Origin of the sequence: Hydrogenophaga sp. T2 (assembly GCF_049843535.1) — a bacterium.
GTDB classification, from domain to species: Bacteria; Pseudomonadota; Gammaproteobacteria; order Burkholderiales; family Burkholderiaceae_C; genus Hydrogenophaga; species Hydrogenophaga crocea.
In genome coordinates, this window is record NZ_JBBHZJ010000003.1 from 200843 (window position 1) to 225059 (window position 24217).

Here is a 24217-nt window from a genome sequence, read left to right on the forward strand (position 1 = left end):
TTTTTCGAACGACGGGCACCGCGTCGCCCATTGGCGACAAAAAACCCGGGTTTACCCTGATCGTCGGGGGCCCGGGTCGGGGGTGCGCCCGTCAGTTTCGTGCAAGCCTTTGATCTGAAACGACTTTTCAGAGCTGGCACAGGGTTTGCCCTAGACAGGGCATGCCAAGGAGTTTCCTCAGCTTCCCCACCCTTCGCCAACGCCTGACCAGCGCCCTGTTTGCCGCGCCCCTGCTCGCCTTCGCCCCGGCACACGCCTTCGACTGGGACCAGCTCACCCACCTCGCCCAGGTGCGCGCCAGCGAGCCCTGGCGTGAAAGCGGCGACAAGCTGCCCGAGCCCCTCGCCAGCATCACCTACGACCAGCTGCGCGACATCCGCTTCCGCCCCGAGCGCTCCACCTGGCGCGACCTCAAGCTGCCCTTCGAAGCCCAGTACTTCCACCTCGGCCTGTACCAGACGCAGCCGGTGCGCATCCACGAGCTGATGCCCGACGGCAGCGTGCGCCACCTGCCCTACCGCACCGACGACTTCCACTTCGGTGGCAACCGCTTCGACACCACCGCCTGGGGCGACCTCGGCCACGCGGGCTTTCGCCTGCACTACCCGCTCAACAACGTCGCCTACAAGGACGAGCTCGTGGTCTTCCTGGGCGCGAGCTACTTCCGCGCGCTCGGCGCACAGCAGCAGTACGGGCTGTCGGCGCGCGGGCTCGCGGTCGACACCGCGGGCGGCAACGGCGAAGAATTCCCGCGCTTTTCCGAGTTCTGGATCCAGCGCCCCGCAGCCGACGCCAAGGCGCTCACGGTCTTCGCGCTGCTCGAGTCGCCGCGCGTGACCGGTGCCTACCGCTTCGACATCCGCCCCGGCTTCAACACCACCCTGGGCGTGCGCGCCCGGCTGTTCGCGCGCGATGGCGCCGCCCCCATCAAGACCCTGGGCGTGGCCCCGCTCACGAGCATGTTCCTGTCGGGCGAGAACCAGCCCATGGCGAGCGACTTCCGCCCCGAGGTGCACGACTCCGACGGCCTGATGCTGGCCACCGGCGAGGGCGAATGGCTGTGGCGGCCGCTGCAGCGCCCAGCCACGCCGCAGGTGAGCTCGTTCACCACCACCGACCCCCGCGGCTTTGGCCTCATGCAGCGCGACCGCCGCTTCTCGAGCTACGAAGACGTGGAGGCGCGCTACGAGCGCCGCCCCAGCGCCTGGATCACGCCGCGCGGCGCCTGGGGCGCGGGCCGTGTCGAGCTGGTGCAGCTGCCCACGCCCGACGAGACGCACGACAACATCGTGGCCTACTGGGTGCCCGCGCAGCCCCTGGTGGCGGGCCAGCCGCTCGAATTCGCCTACGACATCGCCTGGCAGGGCGACGAGCAGCAGCGCCCGCCCTCGAGCTGGGTGACACAGAGCCGCCGCGGCCATGGCTACACCCGGCTCAGCGCCCAGGAACAGGCCGCTCAGCCGCAGTACGTGCTCGATTTCGCCGGCCCCGCGATCGACGCCCTGCCCCCCAACGCCGACGTGCGTGCTGTGGTCAGCGCCAACGCCAACGGCCGCGTCATCCAGGCCATCGCCTACCCGAACCCGGCCACGCGCAGCTGGCGCGTGAGCCTGCGCGTCACGCGCATCGACCCCACGCAGCCCGTCGAGCTGCGCGCCTTCCTGCAACACCAGCAACACACCGTGAGCGAAACATGGACGCACCTGCTTCTGCCCGAATGAACCTGCGCAGCACCCTGCGCGAGGAGCGCCACCCGAACGCGGTGACGGCCCCGCCGATCCACCGCGGCTCCATGGTGCCGCGTCCCTGGCGCGGCTTCTGGAACAGCGTGGGCACCGCGCTGCTGAGCACCGCGAGCGACCTGCTGCCGCCTTACGGCCAGCGCGCTGCGCGCGCGCCGCAGCCGCGCGAGCCCTGGCAGGGTGCGGCGAACCGCCGCCGCGCGGTGTTTGCCGCACTCACGCTGGCCTGGACGGTGATGGCCGCGATGATGTTCTCGCACCTGCAACCCGAAGAGGGCAACCCCTGGCTGCAGGCTGGGCAGCTGGTGCTGTTCGTGACGCTGTCGGCCTGGGTGCTGACCGGTTTCGTCACCGCGCTCATGGGTTTCTGGGTCTCGCTGTTCGGTGACAAGCACACGCTGCGCGCGGCCGACGTGCGCGGCCACGCCATGAACCCCGAGGCGCGCACCGCCATCATCATGCCGATCTGCAACGAAGACGTGGCCACCGTCTTCGCCGGCCTGCGCGCCACCTGCGACTCGCTCGCCGCCACCGGCGAGGCCCGCGTGTTCGACGTCTTCGTGCTGTCCGACAGTTTCGACCCGGCGATCCAGCGCGCCGAGCGCGCCGCCTGGGAAAACCTGCGCACCGAACTCGCCACCCAGAGCGGCCGTGCCTCGGTCGAGGTGTACTACCGCCTGCGCACGCGCCGCACCCACCGCAAGGCCGGCAACGTGGCCGACTTCTGCCGCCGCTGGGGCAAGGACTACCGCTACATGATCGTGCTCGACGCCGACAGCGTCATGAGCGGCAACTGCCTGGTCGACATGGTCAAGCTCATGGAAGCGAATCCGCGCGCCGGCATCATCCAGACCGCCACCCAGGCCGTGGGCCACGCCACGCTGCACGCGCGCGCGCAGCAGTTCGCCTCGCGCGTCACGGGCCGCCTGTTCACGCTGGGCATGCAGTTCTGGCAGCTCGGCGAATCGCACTACTGGGGCCACAACGCCATCATCCGCGTCGAGCCCTTCATGCAGCACTGCGCGCTCGCGCCCATCCCGGGCAAAGGCGGCATGTCGGGCGGCATCCTGTCGCACGACTTCGTCGAAGCCGCGCTGATGCGCCGTGCCGGCTACCACGTGTGGCTGGTGTCCGACCTGCAGGGCAGCTACGAACAACAGCCGCCCGACCTGCTGAGCGAGCTGCAGCGCGACCGCCGCTGGTGCCAGGGCAACCTGCAGAACGCCCGCCTGATGGCCGAGCCCGGCATCCACCGCGTGCACCGCAGCATGTTCGCCATCGGCGCCATGTCCTACCTGTCGGCGCCGCTGTGGCTGGCCTTCCTGGCCTTCGGCACCGCGCTCTGGGTGACCGACCAGACCGTGGTGCCGAGCTGGGACGCCGTGCCCATGGAGCTGCGTGGCCTGTGGATGTGGACGCTGTGCCTGCTGTTCATGCCGCGTGTGCTCGGCCTGGTGGCCGTGTTCCTCAAGCGCGAACAGCGCCAGTTCGGCGGTGGTCGCACCCTGGTGATGAGCGCCGTGATCGAAACCGGCCTGGCGCTGCTGCAGGCGCCCATCCGCATGCTCGCGCACTCGCTGTTCGTGCTGGTGGCGCTCACCGGCATCAAGCTCGAATGGAAGTCGCCCCCGCGCGAAGCCAATGGCATCGGCTGGATCGACGCCGCCCAGCGCCTGGCCCCCATGAGCGTGGTGATCGGCCTGATGGGCGTGGGCGTGGCCCTGCTCAACGCCGACGCCCTGCTCTGGCTGGCCCCGGTGGCGCTGCCGCTGCTGCTGGCCATTCCGCTCACCGTGGCCACCAGCCATGTCGACCTGGGCGCCTGGATGCGCTCGCGCGGCGTGCTGCTGATCCCCGAGGAGTCGTGGTCGCCCGCGGTGCTGCGCAGCGCCTGGCGCCACGCGAGCCGCCTGGCGCTCAAGGCCGCCTGAGACCGGCAGGTCGCCGCTTCACTCCCCGTCGGGCGTGCGCAGGTAGCGCGCGTCCGACCACGTGGCCAGCCACTGCGGCACGAAGGCCACGAACACCGCGACCAGCAGGCCGGTGAGAAACGCATCGCCCCAGGCCATCAACCAGGCCGCGACCAGCGCCTGGTCCGCCGCCACCGGATGGGCCCATTGCATGAGCGCGCCGGCCGCGAAGCCGGCCAGCGCGGTGCCGATGAAGCCGCGGCCGAGCGTGTAGACAAAGGGGTTGGGCGGCAGCCAGCGCCGCAGCGCGGCCCCGATGCCCAGCGCCAGCGTGGCCGGCACCACACCCAGCCACCAGAGGCGGCCCACCGCGTCCAGCGCACCACCCGACCCGAGCAGCCAGACCAGCGCGGCCACCGCGGCCAGCACCGGCACCGCGAGCGGCCAACCCAGCATCAGCACCAGCAGGCTCGCGCCCGAGAGCTGGATGCGCAGCCCCGCCGGCATGAGCTGCGGCGTGAGCCACAGCAGCGGCAACAGCACCAGCGCGCCGAGCACGGGCGTGAGCAGTGGCCCGCGCAGCAGCCGCCAGGGGCGCAGCGCAAGCGCGAGCATCAGGGCCAGCGCGGTGCCGGCGGTTTCGATCAGGGGCCACATGCGCCGCAGTATGCGAGCGAGCGGGCCGGGCGGGTTTGACGCGGGTCAGCCCATGCCAGGCAGCTTGGGCAGGCCCTTCATGCCGCCCATGCGCTTCATCATCTTCATGAGGCCGCCGCCCTTCATTTTCTTCATCATGTCGCGCATCTGCTCGAACTCCTTGAGCAGGCGGTTGACCTCCTGCACGTGCACGCCGGCGCCGGCGGCGATGCGGCGCTTGCGCGTGGCCTTGATGAGATCGGGCTTGCGGCGCTCGGTGGGCGTCATGCTGCAGATGATGCCCTCTTTGCGCTTGATGTCTTTCTCGGCGCGCGAGAGGTCGGCCTCACCCGCCTTGGCCGCGAGCTGCGCGGGCAGCTTGTCGATCAGGTTCGACAGCCCGCCCATCTGCTTCATCTGGCGCAGCTGCTCCAGGAAATCCTCGAGGTCGAAGCCCTCGCCGCTCTTGACCTTGGCCGCGAGCTTCTGGGCCGCGGCCATGTCCACGCCGGCGGTGACCTGCTCGACCAGGGCCACGATGTCGCCCATGCCGAGCACGCGCTGCGCGTGGCGGTCGGCGTCGAACACCTCGAGACCGTCGATCTTCTCGGACACGCCCGCGAACTTGATCGGTACGCCCGTGACCGAGCGCACCGACAGCGCCGCACCGCCTCGCGCGTCGCCGTCGAGCTTGGTGAGCACGATGCCGGTGAGCGGCAGCGCCTCCTTGAAGGCCTTGGCGGTGTTGACCGCGTCCTGGCCCTGCATGGCGTCGACCACGAACAGCGTCTCCACCGGCTTGAGCACGGCGTGCAGTTCCTGGATCTCGCGCATCAGCGCCTCGTCGATCGCGAGCCGGCCCGCGGTGTCGACCAGCAGCACCTCGAAGTGGTGGCGGCGCGCGTGGTCGAGCGCGGCGCGCGCGATGTCGGCGGGCTTCTGGTCGGGCGTGCTGGGGAACCACTCGGCGCCGGCCTGGGCCGTCACGGTCTTGAGCTGTTCGATGGCCGCGGGGCGGTAGACGTCGCCCGACACCGTGAGCACTTTCTTCTTGCGCTTCTCGATCAGGTGGCGCGCGAGCTTGGCGGTGGTGGTGGTCTTGCCCGCGCCCTGCAGGCCGGCCATCAGGATCACCGCGGGCGGCTGGGCCGCGAGGTTGAGGTCGGCCACGCCCTCGCCCATGGTGGCGGCGAGTTCGCGGTTGACGATGCCGACCAGCGCCTGGCCCGGCGTGAGCGAACCCACCACATCGGCGCCCAGGGCCTTGTCCTTCACGCGCGCGATGAAGTCGCGCACCACGGGCAGCGCCACGTCGGCCTCGAGCAGCGCCATGCGCACCTCGCGCAGCATGTCGCTGACGTTGCTTTCGGTGATGCGCGCCTGCCCGCGCATCTCCTTGACGATGCGTGACAGGCGTTCGGACAGGGCGGAGGCCATGGGCAGAGCTCGGTGTGAGGGGATGGAGGGCGGCCGCGGCAGCGGCCTCGGGCCGGGGCGCAGGCGGCCGGGCATTCGCGGCCGGAGGCACCGTTAAGATGTGCGGGTGATTTTAGTGCCCCGCCCCAGCCCACGGTCATGAACCTGCTGCCCCAACTGGCGCTGAACCTGCCGGCGGCGGTGCTGTCGGCCGTCGCCGCGCTGGCCTATGCGCTGGCGCCCTGGGCCTATCCCCGCATGGGCGCCCTGCAGGCCCGTGCGGTGCTGGGCATCACCTGGGGTCTGCACCTGCTGGCGCTGCTCACCGGGCTCATGAGCGACCCGGTGCGTTTCGGCTTTGCGCCCGCGCTGTCGGTCACGGCCTGGCTGGTGCTCACCGTCTACCTGGTCGAAACCCGCTTCTACCCGCAACTGCGTGCGCGCTGGACCCTGTCGGCGCTGGGCGCGGCCGTGATGTTGCTGGCGCTGCTCTTTCCGGGCGCCCACCACCCGGCGCTGCCCTCCGTCTGGATGCCGCTGCACTGGGCGCTGGGCATCGCCTCCTACGGGCTGATCGCGGCCGCGGTGGTGCACGCGCTGCTGATGCAGCGCGCCGAACGGGCCATGCGCAGCGGCCAGGCGAACGAAGCGGCCATGCCGCTGCTCACGCTCGAACGCCTGACCTTCCGCTTTGTGGCCGCCGGCTTCGTGCTGCTGAGCCTCACGTTGGCCGCGGGCTGGTACTTCTCGGAACTGGTCAACCAGCGCATGGTGTGGAACCACAAGGCCGTGTTCTCGGTGCTGGCCTGGCTCACCATGGGCGTGCTGCTTTGGGGCCGCTGGCGCCTGGGCTGGCGCGGGCGCATGGCGGTGCGCATGCTCTACCTCGGTGCGGGCTTTCTGCTGCTCGGCTACGTGGGGTCGCGCTTCGTGCTCGAGGTGCTGCTGCAGCGCACCGTGTAGACCCCCTGGATACAGCCCGCATGAAATACCTGCTCGTGATCGCCGTGGTGATGGTCGCCTTCTGGATCTGGCGCAACAACCGGCGCGCCGAGGCGGCCGAACGCGCCGCACAGCGCCCCGCCCCCCGCCCGGCCGGCCAGCCGGTGACCATGGTGGCCTGCCGCGTCTGCGGCACCCACCTGCCGCAGACCGAAGCCGTGACCGGACGCCAGGGCAGCTATTGCAGCGCCGAACACCGCCAACGGCTCGAAGGCCCCGCCGGCTGATCGCACCATGCCTTCCGACGACAGCTCCCAGTTCGCCACCTCCTGGTATTCGGCTTTCGAAAGCCCGGTCAACCGCTCGCGCGAGCAACGCCACCAGGCCTTCGTGCGCCTGTGGCGCGCCTTCATGCGTGCGCGCATGGTGGTGGCGCTGGTGATCCTGGGCCTGCAGGTGTTCCTGCTGCTGGGCGGCGGCAACGGCTCGATCGGGCTCACCACGCTGGCCTCGCTGCACCTGCTGGCCTGCGTGCTGGTCATGCTGTTCTGGCGGCCGGCCGAACACGGCCGCGCGCCCAGCCTGCAATGGCTGTTCACCATCGGCGTCGACGTGGCGGTGTTCGCCGCGCTGCAGTACTTCGACACCAGCACCATCAGCTTCACGCCGCTGTTCGCGCTGCCGGTGTTGCTCGGTGCCATCCTGGGCCCCTTGCTCATGGGCCTGGGCACGGCCGCCGCGGTCACGCTGCTGATGCTGGCCGAGGCCTGGATCGCGCCCGGGCATGGCACGGCCGACGCCACGCGCCTGCTGCAGGCCGGCCTCACCGGCACCGGCTTCTTCGTGGTTGCGGTGCTGGCCCACCAGCTCGCGCTGCGGCTGGCCCGCGAAGAGGCGGTGTCGGCCAGCAACCAGGCCGCCGCGCGCGCCCAGGCCGCGGTCAATGAGGTGATCATCGAAACGCTGGGCGTGGGTGTGCTGGTGATCGATCCGCACGGCGTGGTGCGCAACGCCAACCCGGCCGCGCGCGCCATGCTCATGGGCGAAAGCTTCCCGGCCGGTGCCAAGCTGCTGCTGTCGGCGCGACCGAGCTGGGCCCACCTGGCGGCGCTGGTGCAGGAGAGCTTCGCGATCGACGCCGCACTCGAAACCGAAACCACCATCGACCACGCCGACCGGCCCAACCAGCGCCTGCACGCGCGCACCCAGCTCACGCCCGTGATGGGCGAGCGCGGCGCGCTGTGCGTGCTGTTCCTCGAAGACCTGCGCGAGGTCGAGGCGCGGGTGCGCACCGAAAAGCTCGCGTCCATGGGCCGCATGTCGGCCGCGGTGGCGCACGAGATCCGCAACCCGCTGTCGGCGATCACGCAGGCCAACGCGCTGCTCGACGAAGAGGTGAAGACGCCCGAGCACAAACGGCTCACGCGCATGATCGACCAGAACGCGCAACGCCTCTCGCGCATCGTCGACGACATCCTCAACGTGGCGCGGCCCCAGCCGAACCGGGCCGACGGCCTGACCAGCCCGGTGCCGCTCGACAGCGTGATGCGCCAGGTAACCGGTGAATGGTCGCGCCAGAACCAGGTCGCGCAGGCGCTGGGCGTGCACCTGCACGCGGGCCAGGGGCAGGTGGCCTTCGACCCCGAGCACCTGCGCCGCCTGCTTGTGAACCTGCTCGACAACGCGCTGCGCCACGCCAGCGGCAAGCCCGCCTCGATCCGCGTGATCACCCAACCCAGTGGCGGCCACCTGCGCATCTCGGTCTGGAGCGACGGCGGCCCGCTCGAGGCCACCGTGCACAAGCACCTGTTCGAGCCCTTCTTCTCGTCCGAAAGCCGTTCCAGCGGCCTGGGCCTCTACATCTGCCGTGAGCTCTGCGAGCGCTACGGCGCCGAAATCGCCTACCAGCGCTCGCGCCTGGACCAGCGCGAGGGCAACGAGTTCTTCGTCCTGATCCCCGCGGTGCGCGGCGGCAGCGCGGCGCCCGCGCGCGACGCCGGCCACCAGCAGAGCCTGCCCTACCCGGCCGAGCCCGGTGATCTCGAACGCACCATCGTCGACCCCCTGCGCTCGGGACGCCCGCCGCTGGCCGCGTCCTGAGCCCGAGCGCCGCCCGCATGCCTTCGCCCACGCCGAGCGCCTCCATCCTGGTCGTCGACGACGAGCCGGACCTGCGCACGCTGTACGAACTCACGCTGCTGCGCGAGGGCCATGCCGTGACCACCGCGGCCGACCTGCAACAGGCGCGCGAGCAGCTCGCCAGCCGCCGCTTCGACGTGCTGATCTCCGACATGCAGCTGCCCGACGGCCTGGGCCTGTCGCTGCTGCGCGAAGTCGCCGAGCGCCAGCGCAGCGAAAAGTGCATCGTCATCACCGCGCACGGCTCGGCCGAGAACGCCGTTGAATCGCTCAAGGCCGGCGCCTTCGACTACCTCACCAAACCGGTCGATCTGCGCCAGCTGCGCAGCGCCGTGAGCGCCGCGCTGCTGAGCCAGCGCGCGCCGGCCGCGGCGCCCAACGAACCCCAGCGCGTCGCGCCACCGCCGCCGTCGGGTGTGCGCGCGCTCGAACGCATCGTGGGCCGCTCGCCCAGCATCGTGCAGATCAAGGGCCGCATCGAGAAGGTCGCCACCAGCATGGCGCCGGTGCTCATCCTGGGCGAATCGGGCACCGGCAAGGAGCTGGTGGCGCGCGCGGTGCACGAATGCAGCCACCGCGCGCACGGCCCGTTCATCGCGGTCAACTGCGGCGCCATTCCCGAGAACCTCATCGAGGCCGAGTTCTTCGGCGCGCGCAAAGGCGCCTACACCGGTGCCAGCGCCGACCGCGAAGGCTACTTCCAGGCCGCGAACGGCGGCACCCTCTTCCTCGACGAGATCGGCGACCTGCCGCTGGCCATGCAGGCCAAGCTGCTGCGCGTGATCCAGGAGCGCCGCGTGCGCGCCCTGGGCGCGGTGCAGGAAGAAGCGGTCGACGTGCGCCTGGTCAGCGCCACGCACCGCGACCTGCCCGCCCTGGTGCAGGCGGGCCAGTTCCGGCAAGACCTCTACTACCGCCTCAACGTCATCGGCCTGCGCACCCCCGCGCTGCGCGACCGGCCCGAGGACCTGCCCGAGCTCGCGCACGCGCTGCTCGTGCGCCTGTGCCACGACGCGGGTCAGGCCGTGCCCGACCTGTCGCCCGCGGCCCTGCAATGGCTGCAGTCGCGCGAGCTGCCGGGCAACGTGCGCGAACTCGAAAACCTGCTGCAGCGCGCGCTCGCGCTGTCCAGCGGCGCGGTGCTGCACCCGGCCGATTTCGGCGAGGCCGGCGACACCATCCCCGACACCCTGGTCGATCCCTTGCCTGCCGCCGTGGACGCGTTCGCGCGGCCCTCCGCGGCGAGCGATGCGCGCGATGCGGCGCTGCCCGACGACCTGCAACGCTACCTCGACGAGCAGGAGCGCCGCGTGCTGCTGCAGGCGCTGCAGGCCTGCGGCTTCAACCGCACCGCGGCCGCGGCCCGGCTCGGGCTGAACCTGCGGCAGATGCGCTACCGCATCCAGCGCCTGGGCATCGTGCTGCCCGGCGCCGCCGGCGGCGCCGACACCGAAGCCGGCGATGTCTGAGGCCTGGCAGCGGGGCTGGTGGGCCGGTGCCCAAGCCCTGGGCTCGCCCAACTTCGGTGCGCGGCCAGCGCACACCGCCATCGACCTCGTGGTGGTGCACTCCATCAGCCTGCCGCCCGGCGAGTTCGGCGGCGACGCGGTGGAGCGGCTGTTCACGAACCGCCTCGACTGGGACGCCGACCCCTACTTCCAGACCATCCGCGGCATCGAGGTCTCGGCGCACTTCTTCGTGCGCCGCGACGGCCGCGTGCAGCAGTTCGTGTCCACGCTCGACCGCGCGTGGCACGCGGGCCGCTCGGCCTGGCGGGGCCGCGAGAACTGCAACGACTTTTCCATTGGCATCGAACTCGAAGGCCTGGAAGGTGGCACCTTCGAAGACGCGCAGTACACGGCACTGGCCCGCGTGTGCCGCGCCTTGGCCGCGCACCACCCGCTGACACAGGTCGTGGGCCACGAACACATCGCGCCCGGCCGCAAGCAAGACCCCGGCGCGGGCTTCGATTGGTGCCGTTTGCGCCACACGCTCGGCTGGTCGGCCACGTGTTTTCCCGAGGTCGAAAAAAAATTCATCGGCAGCGCCCCGGCGATGCCTTCGAACAGCGCCTGAACGCCGAATGCAGGCGCCATGCGGGCCGCCACGGCAAATCGCCCTGCAAGGCGCGTCGCCACTGCATTCACGCGCGGATCCGCACGCGGGAACTGAGGCCCTGGCGGGTGTGGGGAATGGCCTTCGGCGATACCATGCAGGGGTAGCTCAAGCACACGCGTAAAACGCTAGCGGTAGTGCCTTGAAGCCCCCCTACACACCAGATATAGTGTGCCCCCAGCGATGCTCGTGGGCGCGCACGAAGGCCCGGCCCGCCGACCGCAACGGGCATGCAGCGGGCATCGACACCAGCCACCCAATAAAGAAACCCGACCGGACCGCAAGAGGAACCATGCTGACCGCCACCACCCCCCAGACCCCACCGCAATCGACTGCCCGGCCGGCCAGCGGCATGCCCAGCGGCGGCAGCACCGGCAGCGCTTCGCTCTACGCGCAGTACCAGATCATCCGCCGCAACGGCGCGGTGGTGCCCTTCGAACCCAGCAAGATCGCCGTGGCCATGATGAAGGCCTTCCTGGCGGTGCACGGCACCCAGGGCGCGGCCTCGGCCAGCGTGCGCGAAACCGTGGACGAGCTGACCCAGAACGTGGTGCGCGCCCTGCTGCGCTCGCGCCCGGGCGGCGGCACCTTTCACATCGAAGACGTGCAGGACCAGGCCGAGCTCGGCCTGATGCGCAGCGGCCACCATGAAGTGGCGCGTGCCTACGTGCTCTACCGCGAACGCCGCGCCGCCGAGCGCGCCAGCCAGGCCGCCGCCGCGCGCGCCAACGAGCCGGTGCTGCACGTGATCGACAACGGCCAGCGCGTGCCGCTCGACGTCGATGCCCTCACCCGCCTGCTCACCGACGCCTGCGCCGGCCTGGGCGCCGACGTGAAGGCCGAGCCCATCGTGGCCGAAACCAAGCGCAACCTGTACGACGGCGTGCCGATGGAAGAGGTCTACAAGGCCGCCATCCTCGCCGCGCGCACGCTGATCGAAAAAGACCCCGACTACACCTACGCCACGGCGCGCCTGCTGCTGCACACCATCGTCAAGGAGATCCTGGGCGAAGAAGTGCCGCGCGAGCAGATGGGCCAGCGCTACGCCGATTACTTCCCCGGCTTCATCAAGAAGGGCGTGGACAACGAGCTGCTCAACCCCGACCTGCTGCAGTTCGACCTGGCCCGCCTGGGCGCCGCGCTCAAGCCCGAGCGCGACCTGCAGTTCGACTACCTCGGCCTGCAGACTCTCTACGACCGCTACTTCCTGCACGTGCGCAAGTCGCGCATCGAACTGCCGCAGGCCTTCTTCATGCGCGTGGCCATGGGCCTGTCGCTCAACGAAATCGACCGCGAAGCGCGCGCCATCGAGTTCTACGAGATCCTCTCCACCTTCGACTTCATGAGCAGCACGCCCACGCTGTTCAACAGCGGCACGCTGCGCTCGCAGCTCTCGAGCTGCTACCTCACCACGGTGCCCGACGACCTCGACGGCATCTACGAGTCGATCAAGGAAAACGCCCTGCTGTCGAAGTTCGCGGGCGGCCTGGGCAACGACTGGACCCGCGTGCGCGCGCTCGGCAGCCACATCAAGGGCACCAACGGCGAGTCGCAGGGCGTGGTGCCCTTCCTGAAGGTGGTCAACGACACGGCCGTGGCCGTGAACCAGGGCGGCAAGCGCAAGGGCGCGGTCTGCACCTACCTCGAGACCTGGCACCTCGACATCGAGGAATTCCTCGAGCTGCGCAAGAACACCGGCGACGACCGCCGCCGCACGCACGACATGAACACCGCGAACTGGATTCCGGACCTGTTCATGAAGCGCGTGCTGGAAAAAGGCGAGTGGAGCCTGTTCTCGCCCTCCAACACCCCCGACCTGCACGACAAGTTCGGCACCGACTTCGAAAAGGCCTACGTGGCCTACGAAGAAAAGGCCGCGCGCGGCGAAATCAAGCCCTACAAGAAGGTGCCCGCCACCGACCTGTGGCGCAAGATGCTCTCGATGCTGTTCGAGACCGGCCACCCCTGGATCACCTTCAAGGACGCCTGCAACGTGCGCTCGCCCCAGCAGCACGCCGGCGTGGTGCACAGCTCCAACCTCTGCACCGAGATCACGCTCAACACCAGCGACAGCGAAACCGCGGTCTGCAACCTCGGCTCGGTCAACCTGCTGCGCCACCTCAAAGACGGTGAAAACGGCAAGGTGCTCGACCACGACAAGCTCAAGCGCACCATCGCCACCGCGATGCGCATGCTCGACAACGTGATCGACATCAACTACTACGCGGTCAAGAAGGCGCGCGACTCCAACCTGCGCCACCGCCCCGTGGGCCTGGGCATCATGGGCTTCCAGGACGCGCTGTACGAGCTGCGCCTGCCCTACGCCTCCAACGAAGCGGTCGAGTTCGCCGACCGCTCGATGGAAGCCGTCTGCTACTACGCCTACTGGGCCTCGACCGAACTCGCCAAGGAGCGCGGCCGCTACAGCAGCTTCAAAGGCTCGCTGTGGGACAAGGGCATCCTGCCGCCCGACACGCTCGACCTGCTGGCGCGCGAGCGCGGCGGCTACGTCGACGTCGACCGCTCCACCAGCCTCGACTGGGAGGCGCTGCGCCGCAAGATCGCGCAGGACGGCATGCGCAACTCCAACTGCGTGGCCATCGCGCCGACCGCGACCATCTCCAACATCATCGGTGTGGACGCCTCGATCGAGCCCTGCTTCGGCAACCTTTCGGTCAAGTCGAACCTGTCGGGCGAGTTCACCGTCATCAACAGCTACCTCGTCAAAGACCTCAAGCGCCTGGGCCTGTGGGACGACGTGATGGTGATGGACCTCAAGCACTTCGACGGTTCGCTGCGCCCCATCGACCGCGTGCCGCAGGACGTGAAGGCGCTCTACGCCACCGCGTTCGAGGTCGAGCCGGTGTGGCTGGTGGAGGCCGCCGCCCGCCGCCAGAAATGGATCGACCAGGCACAGAGCCTGAACATCTACATGGCCGGCGCCTCGGGCAAGAAGCTCGACGAGACCTACAAGCTCGCCTGGCTGCGCGGCCTCAAGACCACCTATTACCTGCGCACCACTTCGGCCACGCAGGTCGAGAAATCGACCGGCCGCACGGGCCAGCTCAACGCGGTGTCGGTGACGCCGAGCGCACCGGCCGCTGCGAGCAGCGCTGCGATGGCGAGCGAACCCGCCACCGATGTGAAGTTCTGCGCCATTGACGACCCGGGCTGCGAGGCTTGCCAGTGATTGCATCGCGTGCAATCGAACTGCGTCGCGCTGCATTGCATCGATTCATTCGATGCAGCATCGCAACAAAATTTGATCGCACGCGCGCTGATCGCTTTGCAATTCGCACAGACACTTTGATAATCCGCTGAATCGGACCGACCCTATGTTGACCTGGGAAGAACCCACGACACCTCATTCGCCATCGAAGCAGAACCCGAACGCCGCCAGCGAATCGGATCTGCAAGCTGCAGTGACCGCTGAAGCAAAGCATGGCGAGAGCGCAGCGCAGCGCCGCATCAACGTGGCGGACAAGCGCATCATCAACGGCCAGACCGACGTCAACCAGCTCGTCCCCTTCAAGTACAAGTGGGCCTGGGAGAAGTACCTGGCCACCTGCGCCAACCACTGGATGCCGCAGGAAGTGAACATGAGCCGCGACATCGCGCTCTGGAAAGACCCCAACGGCCTGACCGAAGACGAGCGCCGCATCGTCAAGCGCAACCTCGGCTTCTTCGTCACCGCCGACTCGCTGGCCGCCAACAACATCGTGCTGGGCACCTACCGGCACATCACGGCGCCCGAGTGCCGCCAGTTCCTGCTGCGCCAGGCCTTCGAAGAGGCCATCCACACGCACGCCTACCAGTACATCGTGGAGTCGCTCGGCCTCGACGAGGGCGAGATCTTCAACGCCTACAACGAAGTCCAGGCCATCCGCGACAAGGACGAGTTCCTGATCCCGTTCATCGACGCGATCATGGACCCCAACTTCCACACCGGCACGCCCGAGAACGACCAGAAGCTGCTCAAGAGCCTGATCGTGTTCGCCTGCCTCATGGAAGGCCTGTTCTTCTACGTCGGCTTCACCCAGATCCTGGCGCTGGGCCGGCAGAACAAGATGACCGGCGCCGCCGAGCAGTACCAGTACATCCTGCGCGACGAGTCGATGCACTGCAATTTCGGCATCGATCTGATCAACGCGATCAAGATGGAGAACCCGCTGCTCTGGACGCCCGAGTTCAAGGCCGAGATCAAGGGCCTGTTCCTCAAGGCCGTCGACCTCGAGTACCGCTATGCCGAGGACACCATGCCGCGCGGCGTGCTGGGCCTCAACGCCTCCATGTTCAAGGGCTACCTGCGCTACATCGCCAACCGGCGCGCCACGCAGATCGGCCTCGAGCCCCTGTTCCCTAACGAAGAGAACCCGTTCCCCTGGATGAGCGAGATGATCGATCTCAAGAAGGAACGCAATTTCTTCGAGACACGGGTGATTGAGTACCAATCGGGCGGCGCGCTGTCCTGGGACTGAGGCTTTCAAAGGCCGAGGGCTCACACCGCATTGCCATCCCACAAGAAGAAAGACCCTGCATCGATTCATCAGGTCAGCCCGACACCGCGCCCAGACGCTGCGCTGACCTGAAACCCGGATTCAGCCCCCTGGGGTTGCTGCGGCACCGCCGCACAACCACAAGGCGTTGAATCACTTCACCGGCCATCCGACCGGATGAAGTGCTCTTTGCAACTTGATCAAGGAGAAAGCAATGGCAACTGCGAAGAAAGCCCCGGCCAAGAAGGCTGCGGCGAAAAAAGCCCCGGCCAAAAAGGCCGCGGTGAAGAAGGCACCGGCGAAGAAAGTCGCTGCGAAGAAAGCCCCGGCCAAGAAGGTCGTGGCGAAGAAGGCACCGGCGAAGAAAGTCGCTGCCAAGAAAGCCCCGGCCAAGAAGGCCGTGGCGAAGAAGGCACCGGCGAAGAAAGTCGCTGCCAAGAAAGCCCCGGCCAAGAAGGCCGCGGTGAAGAAGGCGCCGGCCAAGAAGGCCGTTGCCAAGAAAGCGCCGGCCAAGAAAGCCGCGCCTGCGAAGAAGGCCCCGGCCAAGAAGGCCGCGCCTGCGAAGAAAGCCGCTGCGAAAAAGGCCGCCCCTGCGAAGAAGGCAGCCCCCGCAAAAAAAGCTGAGCCGGCCAAGAAGCCGGCTGCCCCTGCGCCCGCGGCCGCTCCTGCCGCTCAGACCAAACTCAATCCTCAGGCTGCCTGGCCGTTCCCCACGTCCAGCAAACCCTGAGTCCCTTTGGGTTGATCTGAAAAGCCCGGTGCGAAAGCGCCGGGCTTTTTTTATGCGCGGGCGCCGCCGGCTTCAGCCCTGCAGGCCACCGAGCGTGTAGTTCTGCGGGCCGCGCACCGCGATCTTGAGCGCGCCCATGCGGTTGCCCAGCTCGGCGCAACGCTGCAGCGGCCAGCCCTGCGAGAGCCCGTGCAGCAGCGCGGCACGGAAGGCGTCGCCGCAACCCGTGGGGTCGACCACCTGCTCGGCCTTCACACCGGCCACACGCACCGCCTCGCCCTGCTCCCACACGTCGCAGCCGTGTTCGCCCAAGGTGACGATCAGGCCCTTCACCTGGCGTGAGATGTCGGCCAGCGACAGGCCCGTGCGCTCGCTGAGCATGCGCCCTTCGTAGTCGTTGACGGCCACCCAGGTGGCCTGCGCGATGAAGGCGCGCAGCTCGTCGCCGTTGAACATGGGCAGGCCCTGGCCCGGGTCGAACACGAAGGGAATGCCCGCGGCCTGGAGCTGCGCGGCGTGCTGCAGCATGCCGTCGCGGCCGTCCGGGGCCACGATGCCGAGCTGAAGATCGCTGCGCGCCGGCACCGGGTTCTGGTGCGCGAACGACATCGCGCCCGGGTGGAACGCGGTGATCTGGTTGTTGTCGCGGTCGGTCATGATCATGGCCTGCGCGGTGTACGAATCGGGCACCGTCTGCACGTGACTCACGTCCACACCGAGGCCGCGCATGCGCTCGAGGTACTCGGCACCGTCGTTGCCGATCGCGGCCAGCGGCACCACTTCGCTGCCCAGCTGGCGCAGCCCGTAGGCGATGTTGCCCGCGCACCCGCCGTAGTCGCGCCGCAGGCCGGGCACGAGGAAGGACACGTTCAGGATGTGCAGCTGATCGGGCAGGATCTGGTCGGCGAACCGGCCCTCGAAGGTCATGATGGTGTCGAAGGCAAGCGAGCCGCAGACGAGGATGGCCATGGCGATGGGATTGAAGGGTGGAGGTCAGGGGTAAAAGACCAGGGCGCGGTAGCCCGCGGTGGGTGCATCGTCACCGAGCATGAGCGACAGCCGCAGGCTGATGGACACCCGCCCGTGGGGCGCGAGCGCGGTGGGGGCGTCGGGCCAGTCTTGCGGCAGGAAGACCCGCCGCGCCACCGCCTGTTCGCCGATGTTGGTGAGCGTGAGTTCGAGCGCGGGCAGCGCCACTTCGAGTGCCGAGCGGTTGCGCAGCACGAAGTCGAACGAATAGAAGTTGCCCAGGCGGCGCACGAGCTCGGCGCTTTCGATCTCGACCTCGTCGATGCGGCGCAGCGGCTGCAGGTCGCAACCCAGCCAGCCGCAAGCCTGCTCGATCGCGGGCCGCAGCGGCGGGTGCGCGGCCACGAGCTGGTGGCGGTGCTGCACCGCCCACTGGCCCGCGAGCAGGCCGGCGAGCAGCACGGCGATCAGGCCCAGGCCGATGCGCATGCCCGGCGACGACCAGAACGCACGGCGCTGCGCCTGCCGCACGAAGCCGGGCACGGCCGGGGCCTCGTCTTCGTCGGCGGCTGCGGGCGGCAGGGCAACGGACGGCGCAGCGGTTTCGGCCGCGGGCGCATCGAAGCCGCTGTCGGTGGAATGGTCCTGGCGCGCCGTGGCGGGCAGCGTGGGCAACACCTCGAGCGCGCCACGTGTCGATTGCGCGAAGCGTTCGAGCTCGGCCCGGAATTCGGACGAAGGGCCCTCGTCGCGCGCAGCGACCGGCTCCGCTTCGAGGGGCATTGAATGAACCGGCGCCGCTTCGGGCGGAGCCGGCGTTTCGGGCGGCGCCGTTTCGGCAGCGGCGGGCGCATCGAGCGGGCCGTCACCGAACCAGGCGCGCAGGTCATCGTCGGGGATGGTTTCCTCTGCGGGCGCGGGCGCAACGGCTTCGGGCTGGGGCTCGACCGCGTCAGCAGGCCCGATCGCGGGCTCGGGTTCGATCACGAGGTCGGGCTCGCCCGCCGCAACGATCGCGACCTCGGGTGCGGGCGGTGTGGGCTCCGGGGGTGGCGGGGGCGGGGCCAGCGGTTCGTCGGGCTGCGGCACGGCCGGCGGTGCCGGCGCGGCCACGGGTTCTGCGGCCGCCCGCGCGGGGGGCGTCCAGGGCTGCAGATGGATGGTGGCGTCGAAGACGTCCGAGCAATGCCCGCAGCGCACCCAGCCATCCGAGATCTTGAGTTGGTCGGCCACCACGCGGAACACGGTGCCGCAAGCCGGACAGCGGGTGGTGAAACTCATGCGCGGATTATGGCGGCCTCACGCCCGGCCCGGCCCACTCAGGCCTTGCGCGCGGTCATGAGGATCCAGCCGTCCTCTTCGTCGCTCACCTCGAGCGCGACCCAGGGCGCATAGGCCGCCTTGAGCTCGTCGGCCTGGCGCGCGAGGATGCCCGCGAGCACCAGGTGGCCGCCGCTGCGCACGTGCGCACACAGCAGCGGCGCGAGCACCTTGAGCGGCGTGGCGAGGATGTTGGCGAGCACCAGGTCGTGTTCGCCCACGGCAGCATCGGGCAGGCCGGTCACGAGCTGCACGTGGTTGGCCTCGGCGTTCAGCCGCGTGGCCTCCACGGCCGCGGGATCGATGTCGACCGCGAGGATCTGCTGCGCCCCGTGCTTGGCCGCGCCGATGGCGAGGATGCCCGAGCCGCAGCCGTAGTCGAGCACGCGCGGGCCCACGGGCGCGTGGCCCGCGGTCCAGCGCAGGCACATGCGCGTGGTGGGGTGGGTGCCGGTGCCGAAGGCCAGACCCGGGTCGAGCCGGATGATGCGCTCGGCCTGCGCCGGCGGCTCGTGCCACGAGGGCACGATCCAGAAGCTCGGCGTGATCTCGACCGGGTCGAACTGCGACTGCGTGAGCCGCACCCAGTCCTGCTCGGCCACGGGCCGCACGCCTTGCACCGCGCAGCCGTCGAAGAAGTCCTGGGCCTGCAGCAGGGTGGCGGCTTCACGCGCCGCGGCTTCGGTGTTGAACAGCGCGACCACGCGCGAGCGCTGCCAGCCTTCCTTGGGCGGCGGCATGCCTGGCTCGCCGAACAAGGCCTGCTCGGCCTCGGTCATGGCGTCGGCGTCTTCGACCGAGGTGCTCAGCGCATCGAGCGCGTCGAGCGCGTCGCCCACGGGTTCGACCGCCTGCTCGGGCACGAGCAGCACGAGCTCGAACAAGGACCCGGGCTCAGCGCTCACGTTGCGACAGCCACTCTTCGAGGTAGTGGATGTTGGTGCCGCCGGCCACGAAGTTGGCATCGACCATGATCTCGCGGTGCAGCGGGATGTTGGTCTTGATGCCCTCGACCACGGTCTCGGCCAGCGCGGTGCGCATGCGCGCCAGCGCCTGCTCGCGCGTGTCGCCGTGCACGATGATCTTGCCGATCATCGAGTCGTAGTTGGGCGGCACGAAGTAGTTGGCGTAGGCGTGCGAGTCCACGCGCACACCGGGCCCGCCCGGCGGGTGCCAGGTCGAGATGCGGCCCGGCGACGGCGTGAACTTGTAGGGGTCTTCGGCGTTCACGCGGCACTCGATCGCATGGCCCTTGAGCTGGATCTGGCGCTGCGTGAACGGCAGCTTCTCGCCCGCGGCGACGGCGATCTGCGTGCGCACGATGTCGATGCCCGTGATCCATTCGGTCACCGGGTGCTCGACCTGCACGCGCGTGTTCATCTCGATGAAATAGAACTCGCCGTTCTCGAACAGGAACTCGAAGGTGCCCGCGCCGCGGTAGCCGATCTTCTTGCAGGCCGCCGCGCAGCGCTCGCCGATCTTCTCGATCAGGCGGCGCGGAATGCCCGGCGCCGGCGCTTCTTCGATCACCTTCTGGTGGCGCCGCTGCATGGAGCAGTCGCGCTCGCCCAGGTAGACGGCGTTGCGGTGCTGGTCGGCCAGCACCTGGATCTCGATGTGCCGCGGGTTCTGGAGAAACTTCTCCATATAGACCTCGGCGTTGCCGAAGGCGGCGCCGGCCTCGGCCTTGGTGGTCTGCACCGCGTGCAGCAGCGCGGCCTCGGTGTGCACCACGCGCATGCCGCGGCCACCACCGCCGCCCGCGGCCTTGATGATCACCGGGTAGCCCACGGCCTTGGCGGTGCGCTTGATCACCACCGGGTCGTCGGGCAATGCGCCGTCGGAGCCGGGCACGCAGGGCACGCCCGCGCGGATCATGGCCTGCTTGGCCGAGACCTTGTCGCCCATGAGGCGGATCGAGTCGGGCGTGGGGCCGATGAAGGTGAAGCCGCTCTTCTCGACGCGCTCGGCGAAATCGGCGTTCTCGCTCAGGAAGCCGTAGCCCGGGTGGATGGCCTCGGCGTCGGTCACCTCGGCGGCCGAGATGATCGCGGGCATGTTCAGGTAGCTTTGCCCCGACTGCGCCGGACCGATGCACACCGCTTCTTCGGCGAGCTTGACGTACTTGGCATCGCGGTCGGCCTCGGAATAGACCATCACCGCCTTGATGCCCATCTCGCGGCAGGCGCGCTGGATGCGCAGCGCGATCTCGCCGCGGTTGGCGATCAGGATCTTCTTGAACATGGGTGAGCGGTCCTCACTCGATCACGAACAGCGGCTGGCCGTACTCGACCGCCTGGCCGTTCTGGACCAGGATCTGCGTCACCGTGCCGCTCTTGTCGGCCTCGATCTCGTTGAGGATCTTCATGGCCTCGACGATGCAGATGGTCTCGCCTTCCTTGACGGTGGAGCCCACTTCGACGAAAGGCTTTGCGCCGGGCGCGGAGGAGCGGTAGAAGGTGCCGACCATGGGCGACTTGACCACGTGTCCGGTGGGCGCTGCAGGGGCGGCAGCGGGCGCGGGCGCTGCCGCAACCTCCACCGCGGGAACGGCCGCCATGGGGGCGGGAGCGGGGGCCATGCTGTAGGTCACCGGCGCCGGCATGACCGCCGGGCTGGCCTTGACGATGCGGACCTTGCCCTCGGCCTCGGTGATCTCGAGCTCCGAGACGTTCGACTCCGACACCAGATCGATCAGAGTCTTAAGTTTTCGCAAATCCATGGTATCTCCAACGATTTCTGCACCAAATTGGCTCTATTGCATGCAATTTCGCGAAATCGCACAGCACCGGCCAGCGCAAGGGTGCAGCAGTGTACACGATGGGTTTCCCCGGATCCAAACGCCCATCACCCCGCACTTGGCAGGGCGATCAACGACGTTGGCGTGATTTCAGCGCGTCAGATGGATTTCGCCCAGCCCGCGAGGTCGTCGGGTTTGAGCTGGCCGATCTTGCGCTGGACGATGCCGCCCCCGGGCCCGAAGACCACGGTGAACGGCAGGCCACCCGAGGGATTGCCGAGCTTGCGGCTCAGGTCGGCCCCCGCGAAGCCGGTCATGGCGACCGGGAAGTCGAGCGGCAGCTTCTTGAGGAAGGCCTGCACAGCGTCCACCCGATCGACCGCTAGGCCGAGCAGCTGCCAGCCTTTGGCCGATTGCTCGCGCTGGAAGGCGTTGAGCATGGGCAGTTCCTCGATGCAGGGCGGACACCAGGTGGCCCAGAAGTTCACCAGCAGCGGCTTGCCGCGGTAGGGCGCCATCGCCAGCGGCTGGCCCTCGGGCGTGTCGAAGCGGGACGCCCAGAACTCGGCCTCCGTGCCATCGAGCACGGGTTGGGGGCGCCAGCGGCGCTCCGCCCAGAAGACCCCCGCGCCCGCGGCGGCCACCGCCACGCCGCCCGTGAGCAAGTGTCGGCGCTGCAGCTTCATGCCCCGCCCTCCGTGGCCAGCAGCGCACGCACCGCGGCCGCATCGCCACGCGGCTTGCGGCCCTGGCTGTCGGGCTTGAGCGCGCCGCGCTGGGCATCGTGGTCGTGCACCAGCAGGTGCAACAGCACCCACTGGCCCAGCGCCTCGCTGCGGGTGCGCACGGTGAGCGCCTGCACCGCGTCGCCGCGCCAGTCGCTGGCGGTGCCGGGGTGGTAGTCCACGCGGTGGTCGATCAAGGCCCATTCGGCCTGCTTGGGGTCGTCACAGAAGAGGTGCATGTGAATGTCGCTGTGGCGCGTGGCCGTGCCGTGCCAGACGGCGCCGCCCAGGTGCGGGCGGAATGCCTGCAAACGATCCATCCAGACCAGCGCCAGTTCCCGCAGCGCGCGCAGCTCGCCGGGCTGGGTGTCGGCGCAGAACACGGCGATGTGCTCGCGCACGGCGGCTTCGAGCAGGTCGTTGTCGGGCAAGGCGGTGCGCGGCGGCAGGCCGAGTTGGCGGACCGCGGCGCGTTTGGCCGCGGCGTAGTCCTGCCCTTCGTCGACCACCAGACCGGCGGCCACGGCAGCGATTTCGGCAGCGGTGTCGTCTCGCGAAAGCATCCCGCATTGTGCCCGGGGCGCCAAACCTAGAATCCGCACATGCATATTCACATCCTGGGCATCTGCGGCACCTTCATGGGCGGTGTCGCGGCCCTGGCCCGCGAAGCGGGCCACCGCGTCACCGGCTGCGACGCCGGCGTCTACCCTCCCATGAGCGACCAGTTGCGGGCCCTGGGCATCGAGCTCATCGAAGGTTTCGGCGCCGAACAGATGGCGCTCCAGCCCGACGTCTGGGTGATCGGCAACGTGGTGAGCCGCGCGCGATTGGCCGACGGCTCGCCCAAGTTCCCGCTGATGGAAGCCATCCTCGACGCGGGCGCGCCCTACACCAGCGGGCCGCAGTGGCTGGCCGAAAACGTGCTGCAGGGGCGGCATGTGCTCGCGGTGGCCGGCACACACGGCAAGACCACCACCACCTCGATGCTGGCCTGGGTGCTCGACGCCTGCGGCCAGCAACCCGGTTTCCTGGTGGGCGGCGTGCCGATGAACTTCGGCGTCTCGGCCCGGCTCGGCGAGGGCAAGGCCTTCGTGATCGAGGCCGACGAGTACGACACCGCCTTCTTCGACAAGCGCAGCAAGTTCGTGCACTACCGCCCGCGCACGGCCGTGCTCAACAACCTCGAGTTCGACCACGCCGACATCTTCGACGACCTCAAGGCGATCGAGCGCCAGTTCCACCACCTGGTGCGCACCGTGCCCGCGAGTGGCCGTGTCGTGGTCAACGGTCTCGAAGAAAGCCTCACACGCGTGCTGCACCAGGGCTGCTGGAGCGAGGTCTGCAGCTTCGGCAGCGCGGTGAGCGACTTCACCGCCGAGGGCGAGCCGCACGACTTCGCGGTGCAGCGCAACGGCCGGCCCGTGGGCCGCGTGCAATGGGCACTGTCGGGCGTGCACAACCAGCTCAATGCGCTCGCGGCCATCGCCGCGGCCGAGCACCTGGGCGTGCCGCCGGCCGAGGCTGCGGCCGCGCTCGGGCGCTTCCAGAACGTGCGCCGCCGCATGGAGCTGCGCGGCAGCGTGGCGCGCGCGGGCGGCGACATCACCGTCTACGACGACTTCGCCCACCACCCCACGGCCATCCGCACCACGCTCGACGGCCTGGCGCGCCGCCTCGGCACACCGCGCGGGCGCATCCTTGCGGTGTTCGAGCCGCGCAGCAACACCATGAAGCTGGGCACCATGAAGTCGCAACTGCCCTGGAGCCTGGAGAACGCCGACCTGGCTTTCTGCCATTCGGGCGGGCTCGACTGGGATGCGGCCGAGGCACTGGCCCCCATGGGCGCGCGCGCGGCGGTGGCCGCCAACATCGACACCCTGGTGCAGCAGGTGGTGCAGGCCGCGCGCGGCGGCGACCACATCGTCTGCATGAGCAACGGCGGCTTCGGGGGCATCCACGAGCGCCTGCTGAAGGCGCTCAAGACCTGAAGGCCCGCGCGCCGGCTCAGTAAGCCAGCGCCTGGCCGGGCACGTCCACCGTGATGACCGGCTTGGCCAGGGCCGCGCTCGCGGCGCGCGCATAGGCCAGCGCCCATTCGCGGTGGCCCGGATCGCGGAAGTGGTCCTGCCCCGCCGCCTGCGCGATGCACAGGATCTTGTCGACCGTGAGCACCTTGCCCGTGGCGCGCAGCGGCTCGCAACCCATCTGCGTGAACTGCTCGTCGAGCCACTGCCTTGCCTGGTCGTGTGGCATGGGCTGTACCTCCTCGAGATCGATGCGGTAGGCGGCGGGCTCGCCCCAGGTGACGGTGACTTGGCTGCGCATGGGGGCTCCTCG

The 24217-nt window shown here is 69.3% G+C and carries 21 protein-coding genes; 11 read left to right on the forward strand and 10 right to left on the reverse strand.

Annotated elements, in window-relative coordinates; all coding sequences use genetic code 11:
* Positions 1-161 precede the first annotated feature (161 nt).
* Positions 162-1721, forward strand: a complete 1560-nt coding sequence (locus WDZ95_RS08045; protein ID WP_425777572.1) for a glucan biosynthesis protein — start codon at positions 162-164, stop codon at positions 1719-1721.
* A complete protein-coding gene (mdoH, locus tag WDZ95_RS08050; protein ID WP_425777574.1) occupies positions 1718-3673 on the forward strand; it encodes a glucans biosynthesis glucosyltransferase MdoH in 1956 nt (651 codons plus the stop codon). The genes WDZ95_RS08045 and mdoH overlap by 4 nt, the downstream gene beginning before the upstream one ends.
* Positions 3674-3691: 18 nt before the next feature.
* On the opposite strand, the gene WDZ95_RS08055 is transcribed toward mdoH, so the two are convergent.
* Positions 3692-4309, reverse strand: a complete 618-nt coding sequence (locus tag WDZ95_RS08055) for a hypothetical protein (RefSeq protein ID WP_425777576.1) — start codon at positions 4307-4309, stop codon at positions 3692-3694.
* Between the two features lie 45 nt (positions 4310-4354).
* Positions 4355-5725: a signal recognition particle protein gene (gene ffh / locus WDZ95_RS08060; protein WP_166227498.1), complete on the reverse strand. Its 1371-nt coding sequence runs from the start codon at positions 5723-5725 to the stop codon at positions 4355-4357.
* 138 nt (positions 5726-5863) lie between these two features.
* On the opposite strand from ffh, the gene WDZ95_RS08065 reads away from it, so the two are divergent.
* The 8 genes from WDZ95_RS08065 to WDZ95_RS08100 all read left to right on the forward strand — a co-directional run bounded on the left by WDZ95_RS08065 (position 5864) and on the right by WDZ95_RS08100 (position 16126).
* Positions 5864-6667: a cytochrome C assembly family protein gene (locus WDZ95_RS08065; protein WP_425777578.1), complete on the forward strand. Its 804-nt coding sequence runs from the start codon at positions 5864-5866 to the stop codon at positions 6665-6667.
* 20 nt (positions 6668-6687) lie between these two features.
* A complete protein-coding gene (locus WDZ95_RS08070) occupies positions 6688-6933 on the forward strand; it encodes a PP0621 family protein (RefSeq protein ID WP_166227500.1) in 246 nt (81 codons plus the stop codon).
* A gap of 7 nt (positions 6934-6940) precedes the next feature.
* Complete coding sequence (locus WDZ95_RS08075) at positions 6941-8746, forward strand: sensor histidine kinase (protein WP_425777581.1); 1806 nt, start codon at positions 6941-6943, stop codon at positions 8744-8746.
* Positions 8747-8763: 17 nt separating this feature from the next.
* Positions 8764-10254, forward strand: coding sequence for a sigma-54-dependent transcriptional regulator (locus WDZ95_RS08080; protein WP_425777583.1), 1491 nt, complete (start codon positions 8764-8766; stop codon positions 10252-10254).
* Positions 10247-10861 carry a 1,6-anhydro-N-acetylmuramyl-L-alanine amidase AmpD gene (ampD, locus tag WDZ95_RS08085; RefSeq protein ID WP_425777585.1) on the forward strand — a complete coding sequence of 205 codons (615 nt, stop codon included), beginning with the start codon at positions 10247-10249 and terminating at the stop codon, positions 10859-10861. The genes WDZ95_RS08080 and ampD overlap by 8 nt, the downstream gene beginning before the upstream one ends.
* A gap of 331 nt (positions 10862-11192) precedes the next feature.
* The gene (locus WDZ95_RS08090; protein ID WP_425777587.1) at positions 11193-14090 is read left to right on the forward strand and encodes a ribonucleoside-diphosphate reductase subunit alpha; all 2898 of its coding nucleotides are present in this window, start codon (positions 11193-11195) and stop codon (positions 14088-14090) included.
* A gap of 145 nt (positions 14091-14235) precedes the next feature.
* Positions 14236-15378 carry a ribonucleotide-diphosphate reductase subunit beta gene (locus WDZ95_RS08095; RefSeq protein WP_166227505.1) on the forward strand — a complete coding sequence of 381 codons (1143 nt, stop codon included), beginning with the start codon at positions 14236-14238 and terminating at the stop codon, positions 15376-15378.
* Between the two features lie 232 nt (positions 15379-15610).
* Positions 15611-16126: a histone H1-like DNA-binding protein gene (locus tag WDZ95_RS08100; protein ID WP_166231262.1), complete on the forward strand. Its 516-nt coding sequence runs from the start codon at positions 15611-15613 to the stop codon at positions 16124-16126.
* Positions 16127-16198: 72 nt separating this feature from the next.
* Here the strand turns inward: WDZ95_RS08100 and WDZ95_RS08105 are convergent, their stop codons facing one another.
* From WDZ95_RS08105 to WDZ95_RS08135, 7 genes are all read right to left on the reverse strand, one after another.
* Positions 16199-17095: a carbohydrate kinase family protein gene (locus tag WDZ95_RS08105; protein WP_425777589.1), complete on the reverse strand. Its 897-nt coding sequence runs from the start codon at positions 17093-17095 to the stop codon at positions 16199-16201.
* Positions 17096-17119: 24 nt separating this feature from the next.
* Positions 17120-18376: a zinc-ribbon and DUF3426 domain-containing protein gene (locus tag WDZ95_RS08110; protein WP_425777591.1), complete on the reverse strand. Its 1257-nt coding sequence runs from the start codon at positions 18374-18376 to the stop codon at positions 17120-17122.
* Between the two features lie 38 nt (positions 18377-18414).
* Entirely contained in the window at positions 18415-19299 is an 885-nt protein-coding gene (gene prmA / locus WDZ95_RS08115; RefSeq protein WP_425778058.1) for a 50S ribosomal protein L11 methyltransferase, read from the reverse strand.
* A gap of 10 nt (positions 19300-19309) precedes the next feature.
* Positions 19310-20659, reverse strand: a complete 1350-nt coding sequence (gene accC, locus WDZ95_RS08120; RefSeq protein ID WP_287469743.1) for an acetyl-CoA carboxylase biotin carboxylase subunit — start codon at positions 20657-20659, stop codon at positions 19310-19312.
* Between the two features lie 13 nt (positions 20660-20672).
* Positions 20673-21137, reverse strand: a complete 465-nt coding sequence (gene accB, locus WDZ95_RS08125; RefSeq protein ID WP_425777593.1) for an acetyl-CoA carboxylase biotin carboxyl carrier protein — start codon at positions 21135-21137, stop codon at positions 20673-20675.
* A 176-nt stretch (positions 21138-21313) separates the two neighbouring features.
* Entirely contained in the window at positions 21314-21841 is a 528-nt protein-coding gene (locus WDZ95_RS08130; protein WP_425777595.1) for a TlpA disulfide reductase family protein, read from the reverse strand.
* A complete protein-coding gene (locus WDZ95_RS08135) occupies positions 21838-22443 on the reverse strand; it encodes a hypothetical protein (RefSeq protein WP_425777597.1) in 606 nt (201 codons plus the stop codon). Before WDZ95_RS08135 ends, WDZ95_RS08130 begins: the two co-directional genes overlap by 4 nt.
* Positions 22444-22482: 39 nt before the next feature.
* Between WDZ95_RS08135 and mpl the strand changes: the two genes are divergently transcribed.
* Positions 22483-23868 carry a UDP-N-acetylmuramate:L-alanyl-gamma-D-glutamyl-meso-diaminopimelate ligase gene (mpl, locus tag WDZ95_RS08140; protein WP_166227512.1) on the forward strand — a complete coding sequence of 462 codons (1386 nt, stop codon included), beginning with the start codon at positions 22483-22485 and terminating at the stop codon, positions 23866-23868.
* Between the two features lie 16 nt (positions 23869-23884).
* On the opposite strand, the gene WDZ95_RS08145 is transcribed toward mpl, so the two are convergent.
* Entirely contained in the window at positions 23885-24205 is a 321-nt protein-coding gene (locus WDZ95_RS08145) for a hypothetical protein (protein ID WP_166227513.1), read from the reverse strand.
* Positions 24206-24217 lie beyond the last annotated feature (12 nt).